Genomic DNA, 21,926 nt, shown 5'->3' with positions numbered 1-21,926 from the left:
GACCCTGCAGCTACAGCATGTCGCGCGTGCGCTCGGCGCGCTCCAGGTGCCAGCGCATGCCCATCATCTCGAAGGCGGTGCAGGCCGAATCGAGCAGCCGCTGCGCCTCCGCGACGCGACCGCGCCCCACCTCGATCTGCGCGCGGCACAGCTGGGTCGCCGCCAACTCGTGCGCCGAGCCGCGGACCTTCGCCGAGCGCTCGGCACCGGCGAGGTAGTGCTCGGCGCGTGCAAAGTCGTCGAGCTTGGCGGCGGCGCGGGCCAGGGCGCGGCAGCCCAGGGCCTCGCCGATGCGGTCGTGCTGGCGCACCCGCATGAACAGCCGTGCCGCGTGACGCCGCGCCTCCTCGTTGCGGCCGGTGGCGACCGCGCCGTCGACCAGCCAGCCGTGGTTCAGCGAGGTGGCGAGCGCGCCCTTGCGTGCGTCGATCCAGGCGGTCGCGTCGCGCACCGCCTGCAGGGCTTCCGGGTCGCGCGTCAGGTTCCACTGCGCGTAGCCGGCCAGCGCACGGCCCATGGCGAGCTGCTGCCGGCTCCTCACCAGCTCGGCGATTTCCGATGCACGCTCGGCCACGCGCAGCGCCTCCTCCCAGCGCCCCTGCCACTGGTAGACCACGCTGATCCAGTGGCGCACCGAGGCCGAGACCTGGTGCAGCGAATCGCCGACCAGGTGCAAGGCTTCGGCGAAGCAGTCGTCGGCCTGCGCGAAGTGCCCCTGGTCGCCGAGCAGGTAGGCCTTGCAGGCCAGCGCATAGGCCGAGCCGACGGCCAGGCTGCTGCCCGGGCGGCTCTGGCGCCGCTTGCTGTCCACCGCCGCGTCCAGCAGCACCAGCGCCCGGCCGTATTCGCAGCCGGCCAGCAGCGCCTGGCCCAGCGTGGCGCGCACCTGCGTGGCGAGCCGCGCATCGCCGATCTGCGTGGCGAGGTCCAGCGCGGCTTCGCCATGCGCGATCGCCGCCTTCGACATGCCCTTGGCATAGCAGATGTAGCCGAGCCAGTACGAGGCGCGCGCGATCGCGTCCATGCTGCCGCTCTGGCGCGCCAGCGTCAGGCCGCGCTCGAAGATCGCCACGCCGTCGGCCAGGCCCAGCGGATCGAACACGCAGGCCATGCCCAGCTTCTGCGCGATCGCGCACCAGCGCAGCGCCAGCTCGCGCGAGGGCGGGCCCAGCTCGTCCAGCGCCTTCAGCGCGGCCGAGTATTGGGCGCGCGCGCGGTCCAGCGCCGACGCGGCCATGGCCTTGTCGCCGGCCAGCTCGGCATAGCGCGCCGCCGGCTCGGCCAGCGCGGCGGCGGCGCAGTGGTAGGCCAGGGCCTCGTAGAGCTCCCCTTGTGCCGCGCCTTCGCCGCGGCCCTCGAGCACCTGCGCGATGCGGCGATGCATCTCGCGGCGCCGGTGCAGGCCGACCGCCTCGTAGATCACGTCGCGGGTGATGCCGTGCTTGAAGCGCAGCGTCCCGGGCTGCTCGCCCGCGAAGAGGAAGTCCTGCTCGGCCAGCGCCGCGACCAGCGGATCGTCCGCGCCGTGCCCGGTGAGCTGCTCCAGCAGCCAGGCCGGGAAGACGCCGCCGATGACGGCCGCCGCCCGCAGCAGTTCGGCTTGCGCCGGCGGCAGCCGGTCGACCCGCGATTCGATCAGGGCCGTGAGCCAGGCCGCGCTGCCCAGGCGGAGCTCGCGCAGCCACTGCGCGCCCTGCGCCGAAGCCGAGTGGCAGAGCTCCTCGATGAAGAGCGGGATGCCGCCGGCGTAGCGCTGGATCTCGGCGACCACGAAGGGATCGGCACCGGGCAGCAGGTGGCGGGTGGCCCGGGCGGCCTCGCCGTCGTCCAGCGGCTGCAGCTCGAGCGTGGTGACGGGTGCCAGGAACAGACTCTCGCTGACCGCCGCCCGCGTGGCGGCGACGACGAAGATCGGGCCCTGCAGCGACAGCACTGCATCGAGGGCCTGCTGGCTGGCCTCGTCCGCCCACTGCCAGTCGTCCACCACCAGCAGCAGCGGCTGGCGGGCCGCGAGCCGCTCGAACAGGCTTCGCAGCGCCGGCACCGTGGCGCCGGGGCTCAGCGGGCCCGCCTCATCGCGCGGCGTCACCAGTTGCCGGACCTGGGCCAGCACGGAAGCGCCGCCCTCCTCCTGCTCCAGCGCCGCCAGCAGCGGATGCGCCTGCGTGGGCTCGGCCGGCAGGCCCGGCGAGAGGCCGAACAGCGCGCGCAGCATGTGCAGAAAGGGCTGCAGGGGCTCCGCCAGGTAGGTGCCGCAGTAGCCCTGGAGCGCGAGGCATTCGCCGGCGGCGGCATGGCGGCGCAGTTCGTCGACCAGCCGCGTCTTGCCGACGCCGGGCCCGCCCGACAGGACGACGCACTGCGCATTGCCGGCGATCGCCATGCGCAGGCGATCGCGCAGCAGGCGCAGCGCCGGCTCGCGGCCGACGAAGGGGCAGAGGCTGCGCCGCTCCATCGCCTCGAAGCGCTGCGGCGCGGGCGCGCGGCCCAGCACCCGGCGCACGGCCAGCGGCGGCGTGCGGCCCTTGAGCTGCACCAGTGCCGGCTCGCTGCAGGTGAAGAAGTGGGCGTGCGGCCCGAGCGTCTCCTCGCTCACGCAGATGTCGTCGCGCTCGGCGAGGTCCGACAGACGCGCGGCGATGTTCGGCACGTTGCCCAGCAACTCGAAGCGGCCGCGCTCGACGTCGCCGTCCGAAAGGAGGACCAGCCCGGCGTGGATGCCGGAATGCAGGGTCAGCGCGCCGGCCGGGAAGCCGGCGCCGGCAATGACCATCCGGCTCACGGCCGCGTGCAGCTCGAGCGCGGCCTCGGTCGCGCGGCGCCCGTCGTCCTCGCGGGTCTCGGGATAGCCGAAGAAGGCCAGCACGCCGTCGCCCTGGATGCGGGCAATGTTGCCGCCGTGGCGCGGAATGATCTCGCGGCAGAGGCGGCGCAGCTGGGCGAGCATGCCGGCGTAGAGCTCGGACTCCATCAGCTCGCCGAGGCGGGTGGATTCGGAGAGGTCCGAGAAGAGGATGGTCAGGTACCGGCGCCGCCCGGGGGCGTCGTCGGTCGGGTCTTCGTCCGCAGCGGGTTCTTCTTCGAAGGGTCGGAGCATGTGTCAGGGGCCGAGGGGAAGCATGCGGTCGGCGCCCCCTGCGCCGGGAACGCCAAGTCCTAATACCTTCGTAGTCTAGGCTGTGCCCGGGCGATTGGAAGCGTGGGGTATCCCACAAAAGCGTTATGCCGTCCAGCACGCGGGCGACCCACGGCCTGTCTGTTCCCCTCAGACAGCCGACCCGGCCACCAGCGCCCTCACTCCCACTCGATCGTCGCCGGCGGCTTGCTCGACACGTCGTAAGTCACCCGGTTGATCCCGCGCACCTCGTTGATGATCCGCCCCGACACCTTCTTGAGCAGCGCATAGGGCAGCTCGGCCCAGTCGGCGGTCATGAAGTCGCTGGTCTGCACGGCGCGCAGCGCGACCACGTAGTCGTAGGTGCGGCCGTCGCCCATCACGCCCACGCTCTTGACCGGCAGGAAGACGGTGAAGGCCTGGCTGGTCAGGTCGTACCAGCTCTTGCCGCTGGACGCGTCCTTGAAGTTGCGCAGCTCCTCGATGAAGATCGCGTCCGCGCGACGCAGCAGCTCCGCATACTCTTTCTTGACCTCGCCGAGGATGCGCACGCCCAGGCCGGGGCCCGGGAAGGGATGGCGGTAGACCATCTCGGGCGGCAGGCCCAGCGCCACGCCGAGCTCGCGCACCTCGTCCTTGAACAAGTCGCGCAGCGGCTCCAGCAGCTTCAGGCCCAGCTGCTCGGGCAGGCCGCCCACGTTGTGGTGGCTCTTGATGGTGACGGCCTTCTTGCTCTTGGCACCGCCGGACTCGATCACGTCGGGATAGATGGTGCCCTGCGCCAGCCACTTGGCGCCCTTGGCACCCGCGCTGGTCAGCTTGGCGGCCTCCTGCTTGAAGACGGTGACGAATTCGCCGCCGATGATCTTGCGCTTGGCCTCGGGGTCGCTCACGCCGGCCAGCTTGCCGAGGAAGAGCTCGCTCGCGTCGACGCGGATCACCTTGGCGTGGAGCTGCCCGACGAACATGTCCATCACCATGTCGCCCTCGTTCAGCCGCAGCAGGCCGTGGTCGACGAAGACGCAGGTCAGCTGGTCGCCGATGGCACGGTGGATGAGCGCCGCGGCCACCGAGGAATCGACGCCGCCCGAGAGGCCGAGGATCACCTCCTCGTCGCCGACCTGCTGGCGGATCGCCTCCACCGCCTCGGCGATGTGGTCGCGCATCACCCAGTCGGGCTTCGCGCCGCAGATGCCGAGCACGAAGCGCTCGAGGAGCGCCTTGCCCTGCTGCGTGTGCGTGACCTCGGGATGGAACTGCACGGCATAGAAATGCCGCTCTTCGTCAGCCATGCCCGCGATCGGGCAGCTGTCGGTCGAGGCCATCAGCTTGAAGCCGGGCGGCAGCTCGGTGACCTTGTCGCCGTGGCTCATCCAGACGTTGAGCATGCCGTGGCCTTCATCGGTGGTGAAGTCGGCGATGTCGCGCAGGAGCTCGGTGTGGCCGCGCGCGCGCACGGCCGCGAAGCCGAACTCGCGCTTGTGGCCGCCCTCGACCTTGCCGCCCAGCTGGTGCGCCATGGTCTGCATGCCGTAGCAGATGCCGAGCACCGGCACGCCGAGCTCGAACACCGCTTGCGGCGCCTTGTCGGTGGTTTCTTCGTAGACGCTCGCATGGCTGCCGGACAGGATCACGCCCTTGAGCGTGCCGTCCTTCGCATACTCGCGCACCCACTCGTCGCTGACGTCGCAGGGATGGACTTCGGAGAGCACATGGGCCTCGCGCACGCGCCGCGCGATCAACTGCGTAACCTGGGAGCCGAAGTCGAGGATGAGGATTTTCTGGTGTTGCATGGGCGGCTCAGTTACTCCGCCCTGTAGTTCGGCGCTTCCTTGGTGATCTGCACGTCGTGCACGTGGCTCTCACGAATGCCGGCCGTGGTGATCTCGACGAACTCGGCCTTGTTCTTCATGTCCTCGATCGTCGCGCAGCCGCAGTAGCCCATGCTGGCACGCAGGCCGCCGGACATCTGGTAGATGATCGAGACCATCGAGCCCTTGTAGGGCACGCGGCCTTCGATGCCCTCGGGCACGAGCTTGTCGGCGTTCGGATTGCCGGTGGTCGATTCCTGGAAGTAGCGATCGGCGCTGCCCTGCTGCATGGCGCCGATGGAGCCCATGCCACGGTAGCTCTTGTAGCTGCGGCCCTGGAACAGCACGATCTCGCCCGGCGCCTCCTCGGTGCCGGCGAACATGCCGCCCATCATGACGGTGCTGGCACCGGCCGCGATGGCCTTGGCGATGTCCCCCGAATAACGGACGCCGCCGTCGGCGATCAGCGGGATGCCGCTGTCCTGCAGCGCGGTGGCCACGCTGTCGACCGCCATGATCTGCGGCACGCCCACGCCGGCCACGATGCGCGTGGTGCAGATGGAGCCCGGGCCGATGCCGACCTTGACCGCATCGGCGCCCGCATCGGCCAGTGCGCGGGCAGCGTCGCCGGTGGCGATGTTGCCGCCGATCACGTCGACCTGCGGATAGTTCTTCTTGACCCAGCGCACGCGCTCGATGACGCCGGCGCTGTGGCCGTGCGCGGTGTCGACCACGATGGCGTCGACGCCGGCCTTGACCAGCGCCTCGACGCGCTCCTCGGTGCCCTCGCCCACGCCGACCGCCGCGCCCACGCGCAGCCGCCCGCTGGCGTCGCGTGCGGCGTTGGGGAAGCTGGTCTGCTTGGTGATGTCCTTGACGGTGATCAGGCCCTTGAGCTCCCAGGCGTTGTTGATCACCAGCAGGCGCTCGAGCTTGTGCTTGTTGAGCAGCGCCTTCGCCTCGCTCAGTGTGGTGCCGTCAGGCACCGTGATGAGCTTCTCGCGCGGCGTCATGATCTCGCTCACCGGCACGTCATAGCGATTTTCGAAGCGCAGGTCGCGGCCGGTCACGATGCCCACCACCTTGCCGCCGTCCAGCACCGGGAAGCCCGAGATGCCGAGCTCATCGGACAGCTGCATGACCTGCAGCACGGTGTGGGTGGGGGTGATCACCACCGGGTCGCGCAGCACGCCCGATTCGTAGCGCTTGACCTTGGCCACGTGCGCGGCCTGCTCGGCGGGGGTGAGGTTCTTGTGAACGATCCCGATGCCGCCTTCCTGCGCGATGGCGATCGCGAGGCGGGCTTCGGTCACGGTGTCCATGGCCGCGGAGACGAGCGGCAGGTTCAGCGTGATGTTGCGGGAGAGTTTGGTGGCGAGGGAGGTGTCCTTGGGGAGGACCTGGGAGAAGGCTGGCACCAGCAACACGTCGTCGAAGGTGAGCGCTTTGCCGAGAAGGCGCATGGGTGAGGCTCCAAAAGACGGATTGTAACGATGGCGCCATGCCCGCCCGGCGCGCGGGTTCATCCGGATGTTGGCCAAATGCCTCGCAAACTCAGCAAATGCTCGGCCGGAAACGTTGCAAAACGTAAGTCGAAGCTAAACTGCCACCCATGAAGCTCGCGCACCTGCTCGTACTCGGATCGGCCTGCCTCCTCATGGCGACGGCCGCCCAGGCCCAATGGCAATGGATCGATCAGAACAACAAAAAGGTCTTCAGCGACACCGCGCCGCCGCCGGACGTCCCGGAAAAGAACATCCTTCGGCGCCCCGGGCCCGCCGCGTCGTCGCGCGCCACATTCAGTCCCGCGCCCGCTGCCGCACCGGATGCGGGCGCTCAGGCCGCAGCGCCGGCCACTGCGCCCCGCCCCGCCGGCAGCCCCAAGCCCGCTGGCGTCGACAAGGAACTCGAGGAAAAAGCCCGCAAGGCCGAGGAAGCCGAGAAGGCCAAGCAGGCCGCCGAAGCGCAGAAGGTGGCGCAGGCCAAGTCCGAGAACTGCCAGCGCGCACGCCAGGGCAAGGCCACGATGGACAGCGGCATGCGCGTCGCCCGCCTCAACGCGCAGGGCGAGCGCGAGATCATGGACGACAAGATGCGCGCCGCAGAGAACCAGCGCCTGCAGTCGGTCATCGACAGCGACTGCAAGTAGCCCCGGGCGGCCCGCTTCAGTACCCCGCCTTGCCGCCCTTGCGCCGGCGCGCGAAGAGGCCCGTTCCCCTCGCCCCCTGCTGCTTGAAGCGCTCGCGCCGCGCGAGCTTGGGGTCGACCGTGAGCGGGCGGCACAGCTCGATGCGGTCGAGCGACTGTACCGGCTGCCCCCATTCCACGGCCCGGCCCCAGATGCCGGGCGCGAGGGCCTGCCAATCGAGTTGCGGATAGCGCTCGGCCAGGCTGCTCGCCTGCACCGCATCGCGCACCGTGGCGCCTTCGGCCACGCTGAGTTCCTCTTCGAACACCTCGCGCGGGGCCGGCGAATACGCGACCGTGACCTGGGGCATCAGGCGTAGATGTGCTCGGCGCGCTTGACGAAGGCTTCGACCAGGTTGGAGGCGATCTTGTCGAACACCGGCCCGACCAGGGCCTGCAGCGCGAAGTTGTTGAAGCCGTAGCTGAGGTTCAGCTCGACGCGGCAGGCCCGCTCGCCCTCTTCCCCGACGGGCGTGAACTTCCAGACGCCATCGAGGTTGGAGAAGGGCCCATCGACCAGCCGCAGGTGCACCTCGCGTCCCGGCACATGGGTGTTGCGGGTGGTGAAGCTGTGGTGGAAGCCGCTGAAGGCGAGGCCGACCTCGGCTGTCATGCCCCCTGCGTCCTGCTCGATCACGCGGGCCTTGTCGCACCACGGGAGGAACTCGGGATACTTCGTCACGTCGGTGACCAGCTTGTACATCTCCTCGGCGCTGTACCAGATCAGGATGGACTTGTGGACTGCTTTCATGAAAAACGAATCAGGGGCTGCGTTCCATTGTATGAAGCCCGCCGCGCGCCGCCGCACAACAGCGGCCCCGTTCGGTGCCGCCGCCTCATTTCATAGAATCGGGCGGGTGTGTGCGTTTGACGGTTGTATGGATGCCATGCGCCCCCAAATCACGAAGCCATGGCCACCAAAAAACAAGACACCTCCTCCCGGATCGCGGACAACAAGAAGGCCGCGTACAACTACTTCTTCGAGGAGCGCTTCGAAGCCGGCATGGTGCTGGAAGGCTGGGAGGTCAAGTCCCTGCGCGAGGGCAAGGTGCAGCTGACCGACGGCTACGTCGTGATCCGCGACGGCGAGCTCTTCGTCATCGGCTGCCAGATCAACCCGCTGAAGTCCGCCTCGACGCACATCAACCCCGACTCGGTGCGCACCAAGAAGCTGCTGCTGCACAAGGAGCAGATCAAGCGCCTGGTCGGCAAGGTCGAGCAGAAGGGCTACACGCTGGTGCCGCTCAACCTGCACTGGAAGGCCGGCAAGGTGAAGTGCGAGATCGCGCTGGCCAAGGGCAAGGCCGAGCACGACAAGCGCGACACCATCAAGGACCGCGAAGGCAAGCGCGAGGTCGAGCGCGCGATGAAGAGCCGCCACCGTTAACAGAGTCCCCCAAAGGAACCACCGCCATGGCCGCCCAACCCCTCGATGCAGAGCGAACCAATCCCCTGGAGGGCGGCCCCAGCTTCTCGCTGCGCAACAGGCTGTTGCGCGCGGCCTGGAACGTGAGCTGGGCGCTGCTGGCGTCCTGGACGCCACCGCAGATGCGCTTCTGGCGCCGCTTCCTGCTCAAGCTCTTCGGAGCGCAGCTGGGCGAATCGAGCGACGTGCGCGGCACTGCGCGCGTCTGGTATCCGCCCCACTTGCACCTGGCCGACCGCGCCATGCTGGCGGAGCGGGTCAATTGCTACAACATGGCGCCGATCACGCTGGGCCGCGCCGCGCTGGTCTCGCAGGGCGCTCACCTGTGCGCCGGCACCCATGACATCGCCTCGGCCACCTTCCAGCTGACGGCCAGCCCGATCACCATCGGCGCCGGCGCGTGGATCGCGGCCGAAGCCTTCGTTGGCCCTGGCGTCGAGGTGGGCGAAGGTGCGGTGCTGGGCGCGCGCGGCGTGGCCTTCCGCTCGCTCGAGGCCTGGACGGTCTACGGCGGTAACCCGGCCAAGGCGATCAAACCGCGGGTGCTGCGCGCCGCCGAACGCTGAGCGATGTTTTTTTTGCGGCGCCGGGAATAAGCTGCGGGTTCCAGGCGTTCATGCAGCAATGGATTCACGCGCGCTCATCGACCAGATCCCCAGCCTCAGGCGCTATGCCCGCGCGCTGACCGGCGACGCCTGGGCGGCCGATGACCTCGTGCAGGACACGCTGGAGCGCGCCTGCCACAAGTGGCAGCTGTGGATCGTCGGCAGCGACCTGCGGGCGTGGCTCTTCACGATCATGCACAACGTGTTCGCGAGCCAGACGCGTCGCGCGCCGCCGCCGCGCGCCATGGTGGACATCGAAGAGGTCGCGGCGCAGCTGCCCGGCGCGGAAGGCGCGCGCGACCGCGCCATCGACCTGCAGCGCTGCCTGCTGCTGCTGCCCGAAGAGCAGCGCGCCGCGCTACTGCTGGTGGCACTGGAGGACATGTCCTATGCGCAGCTGTCCCGGGTGCTGAACGTCCCGCTCGGCACCGTCATGTCGCGCCTGGCACGGGCGCGCGTGCGCCTGCAGGACCTGATGGAAGGCGCCCCGCCGCCGGCGGCGGGCCGTCCTGGGCTGCGCCGCCTCAAGTGAAGCACATCGCCATGAAGCCGCCGTCTTCCTCGACGCCCGACACCGACCAACCGGCCTGGCGGGCCCAGCGCGACGCGCTGCGCCGGCTGCACGGCGAGGTGCTCGACGAGCCCATTCCGCCTTCCCTGCTGGCGGCCGCGGCGATGGTCGCGGCGCGCCAGGACCAGCATGCGCGCTGGATGCGCTGGAGCGGCATCGCGGCCGGCCTGCTGGTCGCCTTCGGCGCCGGCTGGCTGGGGAGCCTGGAGTGGACCCACCAGCGCCGGGCCTTGCTGGCCAACGGGCCCGCGACCCAGGCGTTCGTGCATGCCGCCGCGGTGGCCCACGTCGTCTACGCGCCCGAGAAGCGCCATCCCGTCGACGTGACGGCGACCGAGCAGCAGCACCTGGTGCAGTGGCTCTCGAAGCGGCTCGACAAGCCGCTCAAGGTGCCCGATCTGTCGGCCCAGGGCTACGCGCTGGTCGGCGGTCGTCTGCTGCCCGGCAGCGAGGGGGCGCGGGCACAGTTCATGTTCGAGCGTGGCGACGGCGAGCGCCTGACCCTCTACATCGGCAGCCTGGACGCCGCCGCGGTGCAACAGCCGCGGTCGGGAGAAAGCGCATTCCGCTATTCGCAAGAGGGCCCGGTGCCGAGCTTCTATTGGGTCGACCAGGGTTTCGGCTATGCGCTGACGGGCAAGCTGCCCCGCGAGGTGCTGCTCAACCTGGCCGGCGCGGTGTACCGCCAGCTTTGACTGAAGGCCGATACGCCAGACCGCCGCGGCCTTTTCAAACTATTTTTCAACCAAGGAGAAACTTCTCATGAAACTGCTCAGCGCCTCGATCCTCGCGGCCGCCCTGCTCGCCGGCTGCGGCGGCATGTCCAGGACTGCATCGATGCCGGACGCCCCGACCCGCACCGCCGACGGCGTGCTGATCGGCCCCACCGGCATGACGCTCTACACCTTCGACCGCGATGCCGCCGGCAGCGGCAAATCGACCTGCAACGGGCCCTGCGCGACCAACTGGCCGCCCCTGATGGCGGCCGACGCGGCCAAGCCGATGGGCGCCTACACCATCGTCGTGCGCGACGACGGCAAGCGCCAGTGGGCCTACAAGGGCTGGCCGCTCTACTACTGGGCCAAGGACACGAAGGCCGGCGACAAGACGGGCGACGGCGTCAACAACGTCTGGAAGGTTGCGCGGCCCTGACCTCCCGCGGGGGTGCTGCGCTCAGCAGTTCCCCTTCTTGGCCTGTCCCGGCGGGCAGTGGTAGCCGCCGTGGTGGCCGCCGTCATGGCCGCGATGGCCATGACGATCGTCGTGCCGGTCGTGGTGGTCGTGGCGGTCGTCCCGGTAGGCACGCCTTTCGGCACGCCGCCAGTTGGGCTCGGCCCAGCGCCAGCCTCCATCCGCACGCACCCAGCTGCCCGGCGCATAGACGTAGTCCGGCCGCGCGCGCTCCCAGTAGCCCGCGCGCCAGCCATAGGCGCTCTGTTGCCATTGCCAGTTGCCGGGCACCCAGACGAAGCCGGCGCGTGGCGCCGGCACGACCTCGTAGCGCGGCGCCGGCGGCGCCACCGCGATGAGGCCTGGCACGTGGATGTTGACCGACACCTGGGCCGAGGCCCCCAAAGGTGCCGCAGCCGCCACGGCGGCCAGCAGGAACGCGGAAAGTCGCATCGCTATCTCCCTCATTGGATGAAAAGTCTTGAACGCGCCCGACCTCGGGCGCGAAATAGGTGAAAGCCCGGATGCTACCGGGTCCCCTGCAGGGCCACGGCCGCCGCGCGCCGGTCGCGCAGCCCGAGCCATTCGTTGAACACCAGCGCACCGATCACGAGCGCGCCGCCGGCCAGCACGCTCGACGACGGCGCCTCGCCGGCACCGAGCCAGGCCAGGGTGATGCCGAAGATGATCTCCAGCAGCGCCAGCAAGGCCACCTGCGGCGCCTTCAGCACCCGTGCGCAGAGCACCGAGAGCACGCAGGGAATCGCCAGCTGGAACACGCCCAGGAAGGCCAGCAACGCCACGTCGTGCGTGTTGGCCTGAAAGGGCCAGGCCAGCGGCAGTGTGACCAGCGAGGACATCGCAGCGCCCACCAGCACCGAAGGCACCAGGTCCACCTCGGTCCCCTTCGCATGGGCATGTTGCACCACGGTCCAGTTGCAGGCGCCGGCCAGCGGCACGCACAGCGCCACCAGGGTGCCGGCCAGCAGCCCGTCGCCCAGCTGGGTGCCGTACATCCAGCCGATGCCGAGACCGGCCACCACGATCGCCGCCCAGGTGCGCGGCGGCAGCCGGTGACCAATGAAGATACGCGCCGCAAGCGCGGTCAGGAGCGGCCCGAGCGCCATGGTCACCAGCACGTTGGCCACGCTGGTCAGCGTGAGCGCCACCATGAAGGCGGTGAACATCACGCACCAGCAGACGCCGGAGATCCAGAGCGCCCGGCCGCCCGAGCGGATCTTCGCGAACACGGCCCGGCCCTGCCAGGCGGGCAGGATCACGAGCAGGGCCGCGAGCGTGAAGAAGCTGCGCCAGTAGGTGATCTCGAAGCTGCGCGCATGCTCGAGATGGCGCGTGACCACGCCCGCCGTGGCCCACATCAGGGTCACGGCGACCATCAGCCAGACGGCGCGGCCGTGGGTGAGCACCGTGCTAGACAGTGGTCTCGCGGCTGGCCCGCTTGCGCTCATGTTCCTTCAGGTACCGCTTGCGCAGGCGCACGCTCTTGGGCGTGATCTCGACCAGCTCGTCGTCCTCGATGAACTCCACGCCGTATTCGAGCGTGAGGTCGATCGGCGGGGTGATCTTGATCGCGTCTTCCTTGCCGGACACCCGGAAGTTCGTGAGCTGCTTGGTGCGCGTGGCGTTGACCACCAGGTCGTTGTCGCGGCTGTGAATGCCGACGATCATGCCTTCGTACACCGGGTCGTTCGCCCGCACGAACATGCGGCCGCGATCGTCCAGCTTGCCCAGCGCGTAGGTGAAGATCTCGCCGTCGTCCATGGAGATCAGCACGCCGTTCTTGCGGCTGCCGATCTCGCCCTTGTGCGGCTCGTAGCTGTCGAAGATGTTCGAGATCAGGCCCGAGCCGCGCGTCAGGTTCAGGAACTCGTTGGTGAAGCCGATCAGGCCGCGCGCCGGAATGCGGTACTCGAGGCGCACGCGGCCACGGCCGTCCGGCTCCATGTTGACCAGTTCGCCCTTGCGCTCGCCCAGGGCCTGCATCACGCCGCCCTGGTGCTGGTCCTCGATGTCGGCGGTCACCATTTCGATCGGCTCGTGCCGCACGCCGTCGACGTCGCGGAACACCACACGCGGCTTGGACACGGCCAGTTCATAGCCCTCGCGGCGCATGTTCTCCAACAGGATTGTGAGGTGCAGTTCGCCCCGGCCCATGACCTCGAACACGCCCTCCTCGTCGGTCTCCTTGACGCGCAGGGCCACGTTGTGCTGCAGCTCCTTCTGCAGGCGGTCCCAGATCTGGCGGCTGGTGACGAACTTGCCTTCGCGGCCGGCCAGCGGGCTGGTGTTGACGCAGAAGTTCATCGTCAGCGTCGGCTCGTCGACCTTGAGCATGGGCAGCGGCTCCGGCGTCGTCGGGTCGGTGACGGTCACGCCGATGCCGATGTCGGCAATGCCGTTGATCAGCACGATCTCGCCCGGGCCGGCTTCGGTGGCCTGCACGCGCTCCAGCCCCTGGAAGGTCAGCACCTGGTTGACCCGGCCCTTGAAGGACTTGCCGTCGGGGCCTTCCATCACGACCACGTCCATCATCGGGCGGATGGTGCCGGCGTTGATGCGGCCGACGCCGATGCGGCCCACGAAGGTCGAGAAGTCGATCGCCGAGATCTGCAGCTGCAGCGGCGCGTCCGGATCGCCCGCATGGGCCGGCACGTGCTCGAGGACGGTGTCGAACAGGGCCGACATGTCGGGGCCCCACTGCTCGCCCGGCGCGCCCTCTACCAGCGACGACCAGCCATTGATGCCCGAGGCGTAGACCACGGGGAAGTCCAGCTGCTCGTCCGTCGCGCCCAGCTTGTCGAACAGGTCGAAGGCGGCGTTGACCACGTGGTCCGGGCGCGCGCCCGGCTTGTCGACCTTGTTCACCACCAGGATCGGCTTGAGGCCCAGGGCCAGCGCCTTCTTGGTGACGAAGCGGGTCTGGGGCATCGGGCCTTCCTGGGCGTCGATCAGCAGCACCACGCCGTCCACCATGCTGAGCGCACGCTCCACCTCGCCGCCGAAGTCGGCGTGGCCGGGGGTGTCCACGATGTTGATGTGCATGCCCTTCCAGGTCACGGCGCAGTTCTTGGCCAGGATCGTGATGCCGCGCTCTTTCTCGATCGCGTTGTTGTCCATCACGGTGTCGACCACCTTCTCGTGCGCCGCGAAAGTGCCGGACTGGCGCAGCAATTGGTCGACCATCGTGGTCTTGCCATGGTCCACGTGGGCAATGATGGCGATGTTGCGGATCTGGTTGGTGCTCATGGTGTGGCTTCGGTCAAAAGTGTCTGCTGGATTTCGATGGGGTTCAGCAAGCGCCCCGGGATGAGTTCGCCTGCCTTCACGTGGGCCGTGCCGAGGAAGGCGGGCGGGGCCTGGCCGAAGACGGCGACCTCCGCGGCATCGGGCCAGGCGCCGCGGCGGCGCAGGCCCGACAGGAAACGTGCCGCATCTTCGGCGCAGAGCGTGACGTTGGTGTGGCCGGCGACCAGGGCCTCGGTCGGCAGCAGCTGGGCGATGCGCTGCGCCTCGCTCATGGCCTCCAGCGACTCCAGCGTGACGCACTGCGAGGCGTCGAAGCTGCCGGTGGCCGTGCGGCGCAAGGCGCTGAGATGGGCGCCGCAGCCGAGCGCCGCGCCGATGTCCTCGCCGAGGGTGCGGATGTAGGTGCCCTTGCTCACGCTGGCCCGGATGCGGATCTCGTGCGCCGACAGCTGAACGAGCTCCAGCGCGTGGATCACAACATCGCGCGCCGCGCGCTCGACCTCGACGCCCTCGCGCGCGTACTCGTAGAGCGGCTTGCCGTCCTTCTTGAGGGCGCTGTGCATCGGCGGCACCTGGCGGATCGGGCCGGTGAACTGCGCCCGGACGCGCGCCAGATCCTCGGGCGTGACGGCAACGGGCCGCTCCTCGATCACATCGCCTTCGGCATCGCCGGTGGAAGTGCGGATGCCCAGCCGCGCAGTGGCCTCGTAGGTCTTGTCCGCGTCGAGGTGCAGTTGGCTGAACTTGGTCGCCGCACCGAAGCACAGCGGCAGCACGCCGCTGGCGAGCGGATCGAGCGTGCCCGTGTGCCCCGCCTTCTCGGCGCGCAGCAGCCACTTGGCCTTCTGCAAGGCCTGGTTGCTGGACAGGCCCAGTGGCTTGTCGAGCAGAAGCACCCCATGCACAGGGCGCCGCTGCACCCGTGTGCGTGGCGCGTTCATCCTCAGTCGTCTTTGGAACGGGAGGCGACGGCCTGCGCGATCAGCGCATTCATGTCGGCGGCGCGCTCCGTGGTGCGGTCGAACTGGAAATGCAGCGTCGGCACGGTGTGGATGTGCAGCCGCTTGAAGAGGCCGTTGCGCAGGAAGCCGGCGGCCTGGTTGAGCGCCTCGGTGGTCTCCACCGGGTCGCCCACCAGCAGGCTGAAGAAGACCTTCGCATGCGCGTAGTCGGGCGTCACCTCGACCGCCTGGATCGTGACCATGCCCACCCGCGGATCCTTCAGCTCGCGCGCGATCAGCTCCGTCAGATCGCGCTGGATCTGATCGGCGACCTTGAAGGCGCGATTGGGGGTTGCGGCTTTTCTCTTGGGCATGGCCAGAATCCGTGACGCCTTGGTAACGCCTTACAGCGTCCGCGCGATCTCCTTGATCTCGAAGAACTCCAGCTGATCACCTTCCTTGATGTCGTTGTAGTTCTTGAGCTTGATACCGCACTCGAAGCCTTCGCGCACCTCGCGCACGTCGTCTTTCATGCGCTTGAGCGACTCCAGCTCGCCGGTGTAGACGACCACGTTGTCGCGCAGCAGGCGGAAATGCGCGCTGCGGGTAACGTAGCCCGAGGTGACGTAGCAGCCCGCGACCGTGCCGATCTTGGACGCCACGAACACGGTGCGGATCTCGGCCGAGCCGATGATCTCTTCGCGCCGCTCGGGCGCCAGCATGCCGGCCATCGCCGTCTTCAGCTCGTCCACAGCGTCGTAGATGATGCTGTAGTAGCTGATGCCGACGTTGTTGCCCTCGGCCAGTCGGCGCGCGCCGGCGTCGGCGCGCACGTTGAAGCCGATGACCGTCGCCTTGGAGGCGATCGCGAGGTTGATGTCCGACTCGCTGATGCCGCCCACCGCCGCGTACACCACCTGCACCTTGACCTCGTCGGTCGAGAGCTTGAGCAGCGACTGCGCGAGCGCTTCCTGCGAGCCCTGGACGTCGGCCTTGATGATGATGGGCAGCGTCTTGACTTCGGCGCCCAACTCCGAGAACACGTTCTCGAACTTGGCGGCCTGCTGCCTGGCCAGCTTGGTGTTGCGGAACTTGCCCGCGCGGTAGGTCGCGATCTCGCGCGCACGGCGCTCGTCGCCCATCACCATGAACTCGTCGCCGGCTTGCGGCACTTCGGTCAGGCCCTGAATTTCCACCGGGATCGAGGGGCCGGCCTCCTTGGTCGGCTTGCCGTCCTCGTCCAGCATGGCGCGCACGCGGCCGTAGGTCGAGCCGGCCAGCACCACGTCGCCGATCTTGAGCGTGCCGGACTGCACCAGCACGGTCGCGACCGGGCCGCGGCCCTTGTCCAGCTGCGCTTCGATCACCAGGCCCTTGGCGGCGGCATCGACCGGCGCCTTGAGCTCCAGCACCTCGGCCTGCAGCAGCACCTGCTCGAGCAGGCTGTCCACACCCTGGCCGGTCTTCGCGGACACCGACACGAAGGGCGTGTCGCCGCCGTACTCCTCGGGCACCACTTGCTCGGCCACCAGCTCCTGCTTGACGCGGTCGAGGTTGGCATCGGGCTTGTCGATCTTGTTGATCGCCACCACGATCGGCACCTTGGCCGCCTTGGCGTGGCTGATGGCTTCCTTGGTCTGGGGCATGACGCCGTCGTCCGCTGCCACCACCAGGATCACGATGTCGGTCGCCTGCGCGCCGCGGGCCCGCATCGCGGTGAAGGCCTCGTGGCCCGGGGTATCCAGGAAGGACACCATGCCGCGATCAGTGTGCACGTGGTAGGCACCGATGTGCTGCGTGATGCCGCCGGCCTCGCCCGCCGCGACCTTGGTGCGGCGGATGTAGTCCAGCAGCGAGGTCTTGCCGTGGTCGACGTGGCCCATCACGGTCACGACCGGCGCACGCGGCAGCGCCTCGGCCTGCTGCGCCGACACGTCCTCGTCGGTGAAGGCTTCCGGATCGTCCAGCGCGGCAACCACCGCGCTATGGCCCATTTCCTCCACGATGATCATCGCGGTGTCCTGGTCCAGCGACTGGTTGATGGTCGCCATCTGGCCCAGCTTCATCAACTGCTTGATGACTTCCGACGCCTTGACGGCCATCTTGTGCGCCAGCTCGGAGACCGTGATGGTCTCGGGCACGTGCACTTCGAGCACGCGCGCCTCGACCGGCGCGGCCTGCACGCGTTCTTCCTGGCCGCCACGGTCATTGCCACGACGCCCGCGCGGGCCGCCGCGCCAGTTGCCGCGGCCGACGCCGCCGCTGGCATCGCCGCGCGTCTTGATTTCCTTCTTCTTGGCGGTGTCGCCGGCCCAGCTCGAGGAGAGCTTGGCCGACTTGACTTCCTTGCCCGCGCCGGGCGCCGCGGTGCCGGGTGCGCCTGGTGCGGCCGTACGGGCCGCGGGTGCGGTCGGCTTGTGCAGCGTGCCCTTGACGCCTGCGGCCTTGGCTTCCGGCGCCGGCTTCTCGGGCGCCTTGTGCGGCACCAGCACGCGGGCCGGTGCATTCATCATGGCGCGAATGGCTTCCGCCTCGGCCAGCGCCTTGCGGCGGCGCTCGTCGAGGTCCTTGGCGCGCGCGGCTTCTTCGTCGGCACGGGCCTTCGATTCGGCGGCCGCCTTGGCCTTGGCGTCTTCCTTGACCTGGGCGGCAGCGGCTTCGGCGGCGGCCTTGCGGTCGGTCACGGCCGGGGCTTCCTCGGGCGCTTCGGGCGCGCCTTCGGTCACGGCGGCGGCCTTCTCAGCGGCTGCCTTGGCACGCGCGGCGCGGGCGGCCTGCTCGGCCTGCTCGGCGCGCTCGACCTTTTCGCGCTCGCGCGCTTCGGCTTCCTCGCGCAGGCGGCGCTTCTCGACCAGCTCTTCCTCCTGGCGGCGGATGAGCTCGGCCTGGCGACGCGCTTCTTCCTCGCGGCGTGCGAGCTCGGCCTCGTCGACGCGCGGCGCGGCGGGCTCGGCAACGGCAGGCGCGGGAGCGTCGGCGACCGTCTTCATCGGCTCGGGCGTGGCCGGATGTCCCTCGTCGCGCTGGATGAAGGTGCGCTTCTTGCGCACCTCGACCTGGATCGTGCGCGCACGGCCAGTGGCGTCGGCCTGCTTGATCTCGGTGGTCGACTTCTTGGTCAGCGTGATCTTCTTGCGCTCGGGGTCGACCGTGCCATGGCTGGCTTTCAGGAAGCCGAGCAGGCGCTGCTTGTCGGCCTCGGTGAGCGCGTCGGTGACGGCAGCCTTGGTCACGCCCGCGCTCTTGAGCTGGTCAAGCAGGATTTCGGGCGTCTTCTTGAGCTCGTTCGCGAACTCGGCGACAGTGGTACTGGACATATTGCTTTCGTGCCTCCATGACCATCACTCTTGGCCGGCGAACCAGTGTTCGCGGGCCTTCAAGATGAGGTTCTTGGCTTCATCGGCGCTCTGGCCGGTGATTTCGGTGAGTTCGTCGACCGCGAGGTCGGCCAGGTCGTCGCGCGTATGCACGCCGGCATCGGCCAGCTTCGGGATCAGGGCGGGGTCGAGGCCCTCGAGGTCGCGCAGGTCCTGCGAGACGCTCTCGACGTTCTCTTCCCGGGCGATTTCCATGGTGAGCAGCGCATCCTTGGCGCGCGAGCGCAGCTCGTTGATCGTGTCTTCGTCGAAGCTCTCGATCTCGAGCAGCTCGGAGATCGGCACGTAAGCCACTTCTTCCAGGCTGGTGAAGCCCTCGGCGATCAGGATGTCGGCGATTTCCTCGTCGACGTCGAGCTTCTCCATGAAGAGCTTGCGGCTGGCGTCGGTCTCGCTCGCCTGCTTCTGGGCCGACTCGTTGGCGTCCATGATGTTGATCTTCCAGCCGGTCAGCTCGGAAGCGAGCCGCACGTTCTGGCCGCCGCGGCCGATCGCGATCGCGAGGTTTTCCTCGTCGACCACCACGTCCATGGCGTGCTTTTCCTCGTCGACCACGATCGAGGACACGTTGGCCGGGGCCAGCGCACCGATCACGAACTGGGCCGGGTCCTCGCTCCACAGCACGATATCCACGCGCTCGCCGGCGAGCTCGTTGGTGACGGCGTTGACGCGCGTGCCGCGCACGCCGACGCAGGTGCCGATCGGGTCGACACGCTTGTCGTGCGAGAGCACGGCGATCTTGGCGCGCGAGCCGGGGTCGCGGGCGCAGCTCTTGATTTCGAGCAGGCCCTGCTCGATCTCGGGCACTTCCTGGCGGAACAGCTCGATCATGAACGCGGGCGCCGCGCGCGACAGGATGATGGGTGCGCCGCGCAGCGTGAGGTCGACCTCCATGATCATGGCCCGCACGCGGTCGCCGTTGCGCAGGTTCTCCTTGGAGATCATCTCGCTGCGGCGCAGGCGGCCTTCGACGCGGCCGGCCTCGACGATGATGTCGCCCTTGTCGAGGCGCTTGACGGTGCCGGTGAAGATCTTCTCGCCGCGCGACATGAAGTCGTTGAGCAGCATCTCGCGCTCGGCGTCGCGGATCTTCTGGAGGATGACCTGCTTGGCCGCCATCGCGCCGATGCGGCCGATCGGCACCGACTCCACCGCTTCCTCGATGTACTCGTCGAGCTCGATGTCGGGCATCTCTTCCTTGGCCTCGAACAGCAGGATTTCCTGGTCAGGCAATTGCAGGCCGGCCTCGTCGGGCACCACGTGCCAACGGCGGAAGGTCTCGTAGTCGCCGCTGTCGCGATCCACCGCGACGCGGATGTCCACATCGCCCTGGTAGAGCTTCTTGGTGGCTTGCGCCAGGGCGGACTCGACCGCGCCGAAGACGACGTCGCGCTCGACGTTCTTCTCGCGCGAGATCGCATCCACCAACATCAACATTTCGCGATTCATGCCACCACTCTCCTTGTTCATTCCGACGCCGTCATGTCGGGTTTGGGCCTGCGCCCCTTGAAATCCACGATCGGGGCGAGCCGCGCCTCGCGCAGCTCGTCCAGCGTGAAGCCCAGCGCCTGCATCGGGGCGGGCGCGCGCTTCCTGCTGATCTTCTGGCCGGGCTTCGGCGCCGTCTTTCCTTCGGGCTCCTGGTTCCAGACGATCTGCCAGCCCTGGGCGCCGTCTGCCCCTGCGACACGCTCCAGCGTGCCGCGAAACTTCTTGCGGTTGGCCGCCACCTGGCCAGCCGCGGCGGCGCCCATGGGCGCCTTCAGCGTGACGTCGATCACCTCACCGATGAAACGTTCGAAATCCTGCTCATTGCGCAGCGGCCGGTCAATCCCCGGCGAAGAAACCTCGAGCCGCTTGTAGTCGATGCTGTCCACCTCGAGCGCAAACTGCAGCTGGCGGGTGACCTTCTCGCAGTCCTCGACAGTGACGAAAGCCTCGGGCACCTCAGGCGCCGCCGCATCCGATGTGGGGCCGCTCCAGGGCAAATCAATCGTGACACGCAGCAATCCCCCCGCCGAGCGTTCGATCTCGACCAGGTCGTAGCCGAGGCCGGCCACGGTTCGTTCCACTGTCTGCTGCAATGCCACGTGCTTGAGTGCGCCTTCTGTGTTTCTGTGTGTGTGCCCGGTGCGCCGCCCGCTCGGCGCTCCGGAAAAATGCTTCGACCAATAAAAAACGGGCGGTAGGTACCCGCCCGTTTGGTCGTGAGCCTCGAATTATATGCCAAACACGTCAGGAAACGCGGGGTTCTACGCGGCGAATGCGCCTGCCGGCCGCCTGGAGCGCCACCAGACCCAGGCGAACAGCAGCGCGCCGAGCGCCAGCGCGGCAGCGGCCACCAGCAGCGGCACGGTGAAGGAGCCGGTGCGCTGCGCCAGCGGCGCGGCGAAGAGCGGCCCCAGGATCTGGCCGACACCGTAGGAAGCCGTGGCATAGCCGATCAGCCCGGCCGCCGCGTTGCCGCGCAAGCGGCGCGCATCCCGCATCGCGAACAGGGTGATCGCCGTGAACGGCAGGCCCAGCAGCAGGCTGCCCAGCATGAAGCCGGCGATGCTGGGCCAGGCCACCGACAGCAGCACGCCGAGCGCCTGTAGCCCGTAGGCGAGCGCGAGCAGCAGCCGGTTGTCCCACTGCATCGGCGCCCGCGCACCGATGAGCGCGCCCGGAACCACCGCCAGGCCGAACATCGGCCAGAACAGGTCGGGCCAGGACGAGCCCGGCAGCGCCTGGCGCGCGATCACGGGCAGGAAGGTGGCGGTGATGATGTAACCGAAGCCGGCCAGGCCATAGAGAGCGATCAGCCAGCGGGCATCGCTGCGCGTCGCGGCCGAGTCGGCTTGCCCCGTGGCGGCTGCACCTACGGCCGCGGCGGCATGGGAATGGATTCCGTCGCCGAAGATGCGCCAGACGCCGGCGATCAGCAGCACCGAGAGCAGGCCGAAGCCGATCCAGCCGGCTTCCGAGCCCCAGCGCCCGATCGTGCTGCCCAAGAGCCCTGCGACGACGATTCCGATCCCGGGCCCCGTGTAGATCACGCCTTGCAGCGTCGGCGCATGGGTCTCGGCGAGGCGCCTGAGGCCCCATCCCGAGGCGAAGACGAAGGTCCAGGCGCTGACCACCCCGGCCGCCGTGCGCAGCACGCCCCAGATAGTGAAGTTGTCCCAAAGCCCCATCCCGAGCAGCAGCGCCGCGGTGGCGACCAGTCCGCCGCGCACCATGGCAGCGGCCTCGAGCCGGATCGCTGCACACGACAGCGCACCCACGAAATAGCCCAGGTAGTTGAGCGAGGCCAGCACCCCGCCCTCCTGCAGGTCCAGCTTGCCCTCGTGCAGCATGACCGGCAGCATGGGCGTGAAGGCGAAGCGCCCCAGGCCCATCGCCACCGCCAGAGTCACCATGCAGGCCAGCGCCGCGCGCCAGGCGCCGCGCCGCTCGCTTCCGATTGTCGACATC

Annotated in this window: 20 protein-coding genes; 6 read left to right on the top strand and 14 right to left on the bottom strand. The window is 68.9% G+C overall.

What is annotated here, in order from left to right; translation table 11 throughout:
• Nucleotides 1-10: 10 nt before the first annotated feature.
• From AC3A6X_RS24415 to guaB, 3 genes are all read right to left on the bottom strand, one after another.
• On the bottom strand, nucleotides 11-3,097 hold the full coding sequence (locus AC3A6X_RS24415; protein ID WP_487844619.1) for an ATP-binding protein: 3,087 nt from the start codon (nucleotides 3,095-3,097) through the stop codon (nucleotides 11-13).
• A 197-nt stretch (nucleotides 3,098-3,294) separates the two neighbouring features.
• Nucleotides 3,295-4,908, bottom strand: a complete 1,614-nt coding sequence (gene guaA / locus AC3A6X_RS24410) for a glutamine-hydrolyzing GMP synthase (RefSeq protein ID WP_106556690.1) — start codon at nucleotides 4,906-4,908, stop codon at nucleotides 3,295-3,297.
• A gap of 11 nt (nucleotides 4,909-4,919) precedes the next feature.
• Nucleotides 4,920-6,389, bottom strand: coding sequence for an IMP dehydrogenase (guaB, locus tag AC3A6X_RS24405; protein WP_487844618.1), 1,470 nt, complete (start codon nucleotides 6,387-6,389; stop codon nucleotides 4,920-4,922).
• A 149-nt stretch (nucleotides 6,390-6,538) separates the two neighbouring features.
• Here guaB and AC3A6X_RS24400 point away from each other — a divergent pair, with 149 nt between their 5' ends.
• Complete coding sequence (locus AC3A6X_RS24400; protein WP_487844617.1) at nucleotides 6,539-7,075, top strand: DUF4124 domain-containing protein; 537 nt, start codon at nucleotides 6,539-6,541, stop codon at nucleotides 7,073-7,075.
• A gap of 16 nt (nucleotides 7,076-7,091) precedes the next feature.
• Here AC3A6X_RS24400 and AC3A6X_RS24395 read toward each other — a convergent pair whose 3' ends face one another.
• Both AC3A6X_RS24395 and AC3A6X_RS24390 read right to left on the bottom strand, forming a co-directional pair.
• A complete protein-coding gene (locus tag AC3A6X_RS24395) occupies nucleotides 7,092-7,424 on the bottom strand; it encodes an RnfH family protein (RefSeq protein ID WP_487844616.1) in 333 nt (110 codons plus the stop codon).
• The gene (locus AC3A6X_RS24390) at nucleotides 7,424-7,864 is read right to left on the bottom strand and encodes a type II toxin-antitoxin system RatA family toxin (RefSeq protein ID WP_487844615.1); all 441 of its coding nucleotides are present in this window, start codon (nucleotides 7,862-7,864) and stop codon (nucleotides 7,424-7,426) included. The genes AC3A6X_RS24395 and AC3A6X_RS24390 overlap by 1 nt, the downstream gene beginning before the upstream one ends.
• Nucleotides 7,865-8,023: 159 nt before the next feature.
• Here AC3A6X_RS24390 and smpB point away from each other — a divergent pair, with 159 nt between their 5' ends.
• The 5 genes from smpB to AC3A6X_RS24365 all read left to right on the top strand — a co-directional run bounded on the left by smpB (nucleotide 8,024) and on the right by AC3A6X_RS24365 (nucleotide 10,867).
• Nucleotides 8,024-8,500 carry an SsrA-binding protein SmpB gene (gene smpB, locus AC3A6X_RS24385; RefSeq protein ID WP_106556681.1) on the top strand — a complete coding sequence of 159 codons (477 nt, stop codon included), beginning with the start codon at nucleotides 8,024-8,026 and terminating at the stop codon, nucleotides 8,498-8,500.
• Between the two features lie 26 nt (nucleotides 8,501-8,526).
• Nucleotides 8,527-9,105, top strand: a complete 579-nt coding sequence (locus tag AC3A6X_RS24380) for an LbetaH domain-containing protein (RefSeq protein ID WP_487844614.1) — start codon at nucleotides 8,527-8,529, stop codon at nucleotides 9,103-9,105.
• A 58-nt stretch (nucleotides 9,106-9,163) separates the two neighbouring features.
• On the top strand, nucleotides 9,164-9,676 hold the full coding sequence (locus AC3A6X_RS24375; protein ID WP_487844613.1) for a sigma-70 family RNA polymerase sigma factor: 513 nt from the start codon (nucleotides 9,164-9,166) through the stop codon (nucleotides 9,674-9,676).
• Between the two features lie 11 nt (nucleotides 9,677-9,687).
• Complete coding sequence (locus tag AC3A6X_RS24370) at nucleotides 9,688-10,410, top strand: anti-sigma factor family protein (RefSeq protein WP_487844612.1); 723 nt, start codon at nucleotides 9,688-9,690, stop codon at nucleotides 10,408-10,410.
• A gap of 67 nt (nucleotides 10,411-10,477) precedes the next feature.
• Entirely contained in the window at nucleotides 10,478-10,867 is a 390-nt protein-coding gene (locus AC3A6X_RS24365; protein WP_309961961.1) for a COG4315 family predicted lipoprotein, read from the top strand.
• 21 nt (nucleotides 10,868-10,888) lie between these two features.
• Here the strand turns inward: AC3A6X_RS24365 and AC3A6X_RS24360 are convergent, their stop codons facing one another.
• The 9 genes from AC3A6X_RS24360 to AC3A6X_RS24320 all read right to left on the bottom strand — a co-directional run bounded on the left by AC3A6X_RS24360 (nucleotide 10,889) and on the right by AC3A6X_RS24320 (nucleotide 21,925).
• The gene (locus tag AC3A6X_RS24360; RefSeq protein ID WP_487844611.1) at nucleotides 10,889-11,338 is read right to left on the bottom strand and encodes a hypothetical protein; all 450 of its coding nucleotides are present in this window, start codon (nucleotides 11,336-11,338) and stop codon (nucleotides 10,889-10,891) included.
• A 74-nt stretch (nucleotides 11,339-11,412) separates the two neighbouring features.
• Nucleotides 11,413-12,354, bottom strand: a complete 942-nt coding sequence (locus AC3A6X_RS24355) for a DMT family transporter (protein ID WP_487844610.1) — start codon at nucleotides 12,352-12,354, stop codon at nucleotides 11,413-11,415.
• On the bottom strand, nucleotides 12,317-14,152 hold the full coding sequence (gene typA / locus AC3A6X_RS24350; protein ID WP_487844609.1) for a translational GTPase TypA: 1,836 nt from the start codon (nucleotides 14,150-14,152) through the stop codon (nucleotides 12,317-12,319). The genes AC3A6X_RS24355 and typA overlap by 38 nt, the downstream gene beginning before the upstream one ends.
• Nucleotides 14,149-15,093, bottom strand: coding sequence for a tRNA pseudouridine(55) synthase TruB (truB, locus tag AC3A6X_RS24345; RefSeq protein ID WP_487844608.1), 945 nt, complete (start codon nucleotides 15,091-15,093; stop codon nucleotides 14,149-14,151). Before truB ends, typA begins: the two co-directional genes overlap by 4 nt.
• A gap of 2 nt (nucleotides 15,094-15,095) precedes the next feature.
• Complete coding sequence (gene rbfA / locus AC3A6X_RS24340; protein WP_068685509.1) at nucleotides 15,096-15,467, bottom strand: 30S ribosome-binding factor RbfA; 372 nt, start codon at nucleotides 15,465-15,467, stop codon at nucleotides 15,096-15,098.
• 30 nt (nucleotides 15,468-15,497) lie between these two features.
• Nucleotides 15,498-18,410, bottom strand: a complete 2,913-nt coding sequence (gene infB, locus AC3A6X_RS24335) for a translation initiation factor IF-2 (RefSeq protein ID WP_487844607.1) — start codon at nucleotides 18,408-18,410, stop codon at nucleotides 15,498-15,500.
• 24 nt (nucleotides 18,411-18,434) lie between these two features.
• On the bottom strand, nucleotides 18,435-19,919 hold the full coding sequence (gene nusA, locus AC3A6X_RS24330; RefSeq protein WP_487844606.1) for a transcription termination factor NusA: 1,485 nt from the start codon (nucleotides 19,917-19,919) through the stop codon (nucleotides 18,435-18,437).
• Between the two features lie 17 nt (nucleotides 19,920-19,936).
• Nucleotides 19,937-20,560, bottom strand: a complete 624-nt coding sequence (rimP, locus tag AC3A6X_RS24325; RefSeq protein WP_487844605.1) for a ribosome maturation factor RimP — start codon at nucleotides 20,558-20,560, stop codon at nucleotides 19,937-19,939.
• A 162-nt stretch (nucleotides 20,561-20,722) separates the two neighbouring features.
• Nucleotides 20,723-21,925, bottom strand: coding sequence for a YbfB/YjiJ family MFS transporter (locus AC3A6X_RS24320; protein WP_487844604.1), 1,203 nt, complete (start codon nucleotides 21,923-21,925; stop codon nucleotides 20,723-20,725).
• Nucleotide 21,926: the final 1 nt, after the last annotated feature.

The sequence above is a fragment of the Variovorax sp. Soil_C_12 genome (genome assembly GCF_057657375.1).
Note: the sequence above shows the minus strand (reverse complement) of the source record. Positions and strands in the feature narration are given on the sequence as shown.

Coding starts and splice junctions, on each gene's coding strand:
- AC3A6X_RS24380 (WP_487844614.1), top strand. CDS start 8,527: ATGGCCGCCCAACCCCTCGATGCAGAGCGAACCAATCCCCTGGAGGGC.
- AC3A6X_RS24355 (WP_487844610.1), bottom strand. CDS start 12,354: ATGAGCGCAAGCGGGCCAGCCGCGAGACCACTGTCTAGCACGGTGCTC.
- AC3A6X_RS24415 (WP_487844619.1), bottom strand. CDS start 3,097: ATGCTCCGACCCTTCGAAGAAGAACCCGCTGCGGACGAAGACCCGACC.
- nusA (WP_487844606.1), bottom strand. CDS start 19,919: ATGAATCGCGAAATGTTGATGTTGGTGGATGCGATCTCGCGCGAGAAG.
- AC3A6X_RS24390 (WP_487844615.1), bottom strand. CDS start 7,864: ATGAAAGCAGTCCACAAGTCCATCCTGATCTGGTACAGCGCCGAGGAG.
- infB (WP_487844607.1), bottom strand. CDS start 18,410: ATGTCCAGTACCACTGTCGCCGAGTTCGCGAACGAGCTCAAGAAGACG.
- truB (WP_487844608.1), bottom strand. CDS start 15,093: ATGAACGCGCCACGCACACGGGTGCAGCGGCGCCCTGTGCATGGGGTG.
- AC3A6X_RS24395 (WP_487844616.1), bottom strand. CDS start 7,424: ATGCCCCAGGTCACGGTCGCGTATTCGCCGGCCCCGCGCGAGGTGTTC.
- AC3A6X_RS24375 (WP_487844613.1), top strand. CDS start 9,164: ATGGATTCACGCGCGCTCATCGACCAGATCCCCAGCCTCAGGCGCTAT.
- rbfA (WP_068685509.1), bottom strand. CDS start 15,467: ATGCCCAAGAGAAAAGCCGCAACCCCCAATCGCGCCTTCAAGGTCGCC.
- guaB (WP_487844618.1), bottom strand. CDS start 6,389: ATGCGCCTTCTCGGCAAAGCGCTCACCTTCGACGACGTGTTGCTGGTG.
- AC3A6X_RS24400 (WP_487844617.1), top strand. CDS start 6,539: ATGAAGCTCGCGCACCTGCTCGTACTCGGATCGGCCTGCCTCCTCATG.
- smpB (WP_106556681.1), top strand. CDS start 8,024: ATGGCCACCAAAAAACAAGACACCTCCTCCCGGATCGCGGACAACAAG.
- AC3A6X_RS24370 (WP_487844612.1), top strand. CDS start 9,688: ATGAAGCCGCCGTCTTCCTCGACGCCCGACACCGACCAACCGGCCTGG.
- typA (WP_487844609.1), bottom strand. CDS start 14,152: ATGAGCACCAACCAGATCCGCAACATCGCCATCATTGCCCACGTGGAC.
- guaA (WP_106556690.1), bottom strand. CDS start 4,908: ATGCAACACCAGAAAATCCTCATCCTCGACTTCGGCTCCCAGGTTACG.
- AC3A6X_RS24365 (WP_309961961.1), top strand. CDS start 10,478: ATGAAACTGCTCAGCGCCTCGATCCTCGCGGCCGCCCTGCTCGCCGGC.
- AC3A6X_RS24320 (WP_487844604.1), bottom strand. CDS start 21,925: ATGTCGACAATCGGAAGCGAGCGGCGCGGCGCCTGGCGCGCGGCGCTG.
- AC3A6X_RS24360 (WP_487844611.1), bottom strand. CDS start 11,338: ATGCGACTTTCCGCGTTCCTGCTGGCCGCCGTGGCGGCTGCGGCACCT.